Here is a 4,459-nt window from a genome sequence, read left to right as displayed (position 1 = left end):
TCACTGGGGATGGCAGTCGGCAGCAGCGTCGGCAGCCGGTCCGACTCCACCACATCGAGTCTTTCGGCGGCTGCACTCGTCTCGACCGTCTCGACGTCGCTCGTCACCGTCGAGGTGATTCCCGCGGACAGCGTCACGACCGCGACGGCCGCCGTCATGAGGATGCTCGTCTTGGTCGCCACGAGCCCGACAGCAGGCAGAGTGATCGTCGCCGGCATGGACGACGCGCTGGCCGATACCCCGGACGTCGTGAGCGTCTGCCACAGCTGAAGACCCGTGCCGACGCCGATGCCGGCGGGGAACAGCACAGTGAGGATCCGCGAACTCGCCCGACGCGCCTCCTCAGCTTTTGCGCTGCAGTCGGCGCACATCGCGAGATGTGCTCGCACCCGGCGATCATCACGCGTGGTGAGACGTCGACGGGCATGGGCGCCCAGCTTGCTGAGCGTCCACCGACACTCCTTGGAGGCCGGCGGTCTCGACGTCAGGTGAGCCGAGATCCAGGCCTGACGGAGCCCCTCTCTGGCACGGAACGCAAGCACTGCCGCCGCGCGTTCGCTGATCTCCAAGCGCCTGCCGATCTCGAGCATCGACAGGTCCTCGACCTCGGCGAGCCACAGCACGTCCTGCCAGCGCGTGGGCAGCGTGAGGATCGCCTTCGAGACGAGCGCGGCATCGAAATCGGAATCCGCCGCCTGGTCCGTCGAGGCCGGATCCTCGACGGCTTCGATGTACTCGATGGGCACCTCGCGTCGGGAACGTCCCCAGCTGATCGCGAGATTGCGCATCGTGGCGAAGAGGTAGGGCTTGAAGGCGGTGGTCGGCCCCTTCCCCGTCTGGATGGCCTGGTAGATCCGCGTGAACGACTCCGCCACGAGGTCGTCGGAGTCGGCCGACCACCAGTAGGTACGAGCGACCGCCCTGGCGACCTGTGAGTAGCGCGCCCAGAGCTCAACGTAAGCGCGTTGGTCGCCGGTACGCACACGAGCCAGGAGATCGGAGTCTCGATCCCCTGGCTGGGTGATGTCTTCGTCTCTGTTCATGGATTCTCCCTTTCCCCCAAGGGATCTCAGGACGGGATGGAGACGCCGTCCTTCACGAGTCATGCCCGAGTGGGCCGGGTGCACCGGCCCACTCGGGCGATGGATTCAACGAGAACGGTTGAGTCGTCGTCGCGTCACGAGACGCGTACCTCCGATCAGCAGCAGGCCCGCGAGCAGCAGAGTCGAGGTGGCGGCTTGCATGCCGGTGGCCGCCAGGGTCATCACCTCAGGAACGCCGGCCGTGGGCGTCGGCGGCGGCGTGACGGTCTTCGTCAGCGGGTTGGTGACCGAGACCGTGACCGTCTCACCCCCGACCGTGAAGTGTGCCGGCGAGATCACGGGCTTGCCCCACGTGATTCCCTCGATCGGCTTCGGAGCCCGCTCCCGCACGGTGACGTCGGCCCCGACCGGGAGCGCAGAGCTCGAGACAGGGGTTCCCACTTTGAGAGCGAGCTCCCCCGAGCCCGCTTCGAACCCCGGACCGGCCGGGTACGAGTACTCGAGCACGTACTCGGTGTCCGCCGGGACGAGCGAGGTGGCCGCGGCCGCACCGTCGAGCGACTTCACCGCCGAGAAGGGCAGGGTGCGCAACGTCGCCGTGTTCGTGAGTGCGACATCGATCGTCGCCTCGCCCTTGATCTGCAGCGTCTGCGGCGAGAACACCGGAGCCGCCCACTCCAGATTCCACGGAAGACCCTCGAGTGACTCCGTGAGTGCGATCGTGGTGCCTTCGGCGAACGACGGGCTCACCCACGGCGTGCCGGCCTGCACCGTGAACTCGCCCGACGTGACGACGCCCTGGGGGTCCGTGGCGATGTACCCGCCGCGATACGTCACGTCGCCGAGGTTCGCCGTGTCACCGAGCACCTTCTTGTCGATCGTGAAGGTTCCGACCCTGGTGCCGGTTCCCGTGCCCGACCCTCCGTGACGCGTGACCTCAGCGGTGGTGGTGCCCGTGCTCTCCGTGCCGATGCGGATCGTCGCGTCGTTCTTGTAGACGCCGGCCGCACCGCCGTCGGTCACCTTCGAGAGGTAGTGCACGTTGTAGAAGTAGCCTTCGCGTGCGGTGAACGTGACGGTGGTCCCGTCAGCGGAGACGGTGTAGTCCGTCGACGCCACTTCGGTGAACGGCCCGGGGACCACCAGTCCGCTCGGAAGCGTCTGCAGCTCATTGGCCGCCCACAGGCTGGGGTAGTGCTCGCCGGTGGCCGACTGGGCGATGAGCTCTTGGTTCGCGCCGATGACGTCGGTGACGACGACCTCCTGCCCACCGATCATCCCTTTCGCCCCGGCAGCGACCGCGACGTCCCAGAAGATGGTGTCGGTCCCGTTCTGGTACTCGCCGCTCTTGAAGTTCCACCGACCGGTGAAGTCGCAGTCCTCCTTGCAGATGAACGGGTCGGGCCGCACGTCGACCGTTGCCTTCGCGTCGCCGAAGTCATAGGTCACGGTCTTCTGCTCGGTCACCTCCGTCGTGACCGTCACCCAGAAAGAGAAGCCGCCGGACAGACCCCGTGGATGCGTACTGAGGTAGGTGCTGTCGAAGTCGCACACCAACTGGGTGGCTGTGGTCACGCAATTCCCCGCCGCGGTTCCATCGGCGTCGAGCAGGGGGAAGGCATCCGGCAACCCGCGCAGGTCGTCCGGGAGGTCGACCACGAAACCAGCGGGACTCACCGGGTTGTCCGGGAGAGACCATCGACCGGTCAACTCCGCCTTCGTCCCGCTCGTGACCGCGCTCTCCGTGAACGCCACCGAGTCGACCTTCGCCTCTGTCGCATAGGGAGGTGCGGCCGACGCGGCGACCGGAGCGGCGATCGCACCCGCCGCCGCGGCGACGAGTACCACGGCAGCGGCGCCGATTCGCATCATTCGGCGAGAACGGGACGGTGAATGCCCATGGGCGACTGGCTGATGGTTCACAGGGTTCCTCCGGTTGTCGAATGGCGAGCAGGTGCGCAGCACGCCATGCCGGATAAGACAGGGGATGCATGTTCCGATAACGGCCGTCCCGGCCATTTGGAGGTGACCGATAACGTCGTTGCACCTTTGCTCTAAACCGAGCCGGCTCTCGCCGTTCGCCGCCATGGATTCGAGGCTTGCGGCCCAGAGCGCAGCACCGAGGATGACAGCAGTCGCCGAGCGGACACGAAGCGACAAGCCGTGAACGTTCGTGACATATCGATGTGCTGGCATTCGTGCCGCCGCCCAGTCGTCCAATGAAGAATGCGCGGCGGGTCCGGGGAGAACCCGCCGCACGGAGGGCCGACCTCTGGGGAAGCATCGACGATTTTGGGGAACCGCCGTCGGGGCGGACGGAGTATTCCGTGAGAAGCGCCCCATCGAACCCTCGAAGCTACGACGGCACACCTGTCGATCCATTACGCGCGATGGCCGTCATTTCTCGTCGACGCGGTCCCGGGGGTCAGGCCGATCACCCGCACCGCCCTGCCGATAGGCTCGGTGCCGTGCCGAACGTCGAGCCCTCCGCCCCCGCATCCGCCGCCTCCGATCTCCTCCGCATCGCCGCGGCGCTCGAGGGCCCACAGCCCCTGAACTGGGTGATCACCGGCGACTCGATCACGCACGGCCTGGTGCACACGCAGGGCGGCCGCAGCTATCCGGAGCACTTGCACGAGCTGATCCGCGGCGAGCTGGAGCGTGTGCGCGATGTGGTGATCAACACCGCGATCAGCGGCAATCGCATCGTCGACCTGCTCGATGACTGGGATCGTCGCATCGCGTCGTGGCGGCCCGATGTCGTCACCCTCATGATCGGCACGAACGACGCCTCCGACGGCGGGCCGCGCGAGGTCATCACGGCAGACGACTACGCGGCGTCCTTGCGCGACTTCGTCACCCGCGTGCGTGCTCTCGGCGCCGTCCCCGTCCTGCAGACACCGCCGGCGATCGACATCCGCAACGCTCCGGAACGGGCGCGCATCGGGGAATTCGCCGAAGCTGTACGCCAGGTCGCCGTGAGTGAGGACGTGATCCTCATCGACCAGTACGCCCGCTTCGCCGAGCTCGGCGCCGGCTCCGTGCCCTGGGGGCTGATGAACGACCCGTTCCACCCGAACACGGAAGGTCACGCGGCTCTCGCCCTGGAACTCGCGCGCGGCCTCGGGATCCGCCCTGAAGGGCCGCGCGCACGCACCTTCGCACTCCTCGAGGGACTCGTCGCCACCGCTCGACTGAACGGTTAGACCTCGCGGACGCCCTCACCCGCGGTGGACGAAAGACCTCTGGACGCGATGCTCGGCACCGCACTAGGTTGAGCGCATTCGCAGTCGGAGAGGTGGGGGCATGTCTCACGTGGTGGCAACAGGGGCCGGCAAGGCCATGATGGAGCGTCGGAACGACCCGACGCACGACTACATCCTCGGCCTCACCGGCAAGGAGAGACCGCGGGTCCT

3 protein-coding genes are annotated in these 4,459 nt (G+C 67.2%); 1 reads left to right on the top strand and 2 read right to left on the bottom strand.

All coding sequences use genetic code 11. From position 1 onward, the window contains the following. On the bottom strand, positions 1-1,043 hold a 1,043-nt coding region (locus tag AX744_RS16075; protein WP_197429258.1), incomplete at its 3' end, for an RNA polymerase sigma factor. A 105-nt stretch (positions 1,044-1,148) separates the two neighbouring features. Continuing rightward, the gene (locus tag AX744_RS16070) at positions 1,149-2,915 is read right to left on the bottom strand and encodes a DUF5979 domain-containing protein (protein ID WP_197429257.1); all 1,767 of its coding nucleotides are present in this window, start codon (positions 2,913-2,915) and stop codon (positions 1,149-1,151) included. 596 nt (positions 2,916-3,511) lie between these two features. Between AX744_RS16070 and AX744_RS16065 the strand changes: the two genes are divergently transcribed. Then, positions 3,512-4,249, top strand: a complete 738-nt coding sequence (locus AX744_RS16065; protein ID WP_061017991.1) for an SGNH/GDSL hydrolase family protein — start codon at positions 3,512-3,514, stop codon at positions 4,247-4,249. The last annotated feature ends 210 nt before the right edge of the window (positions 4,250-4,459 follow it).

The organism is Microbacterium sp. CCH5-D1 (genome assembly GCF_001557335.1).
Taxonomy (GTDB): Bacteria; Actinomycetota; Actinomycetes; order Actinomycetales; family Microbacteriaceae; genus Microbacterium; species Microbacterium oxydans.
The sequence above is the reverse complement of the archived record's forward strand: the minus strand, read 5'-3'. Positions and strand labels throughout refer to the sequence as shown.

Excerpts from the sequence above, each read along its gene's own strand:
- AX744_RS16070 (WP_197429257.1), bottom strand. The coding sequence starts at position 2,915 with ATGATGCGAATCGGCGCCGCTGCCGTGGTACTCGTCGCCGCGGCGGCG.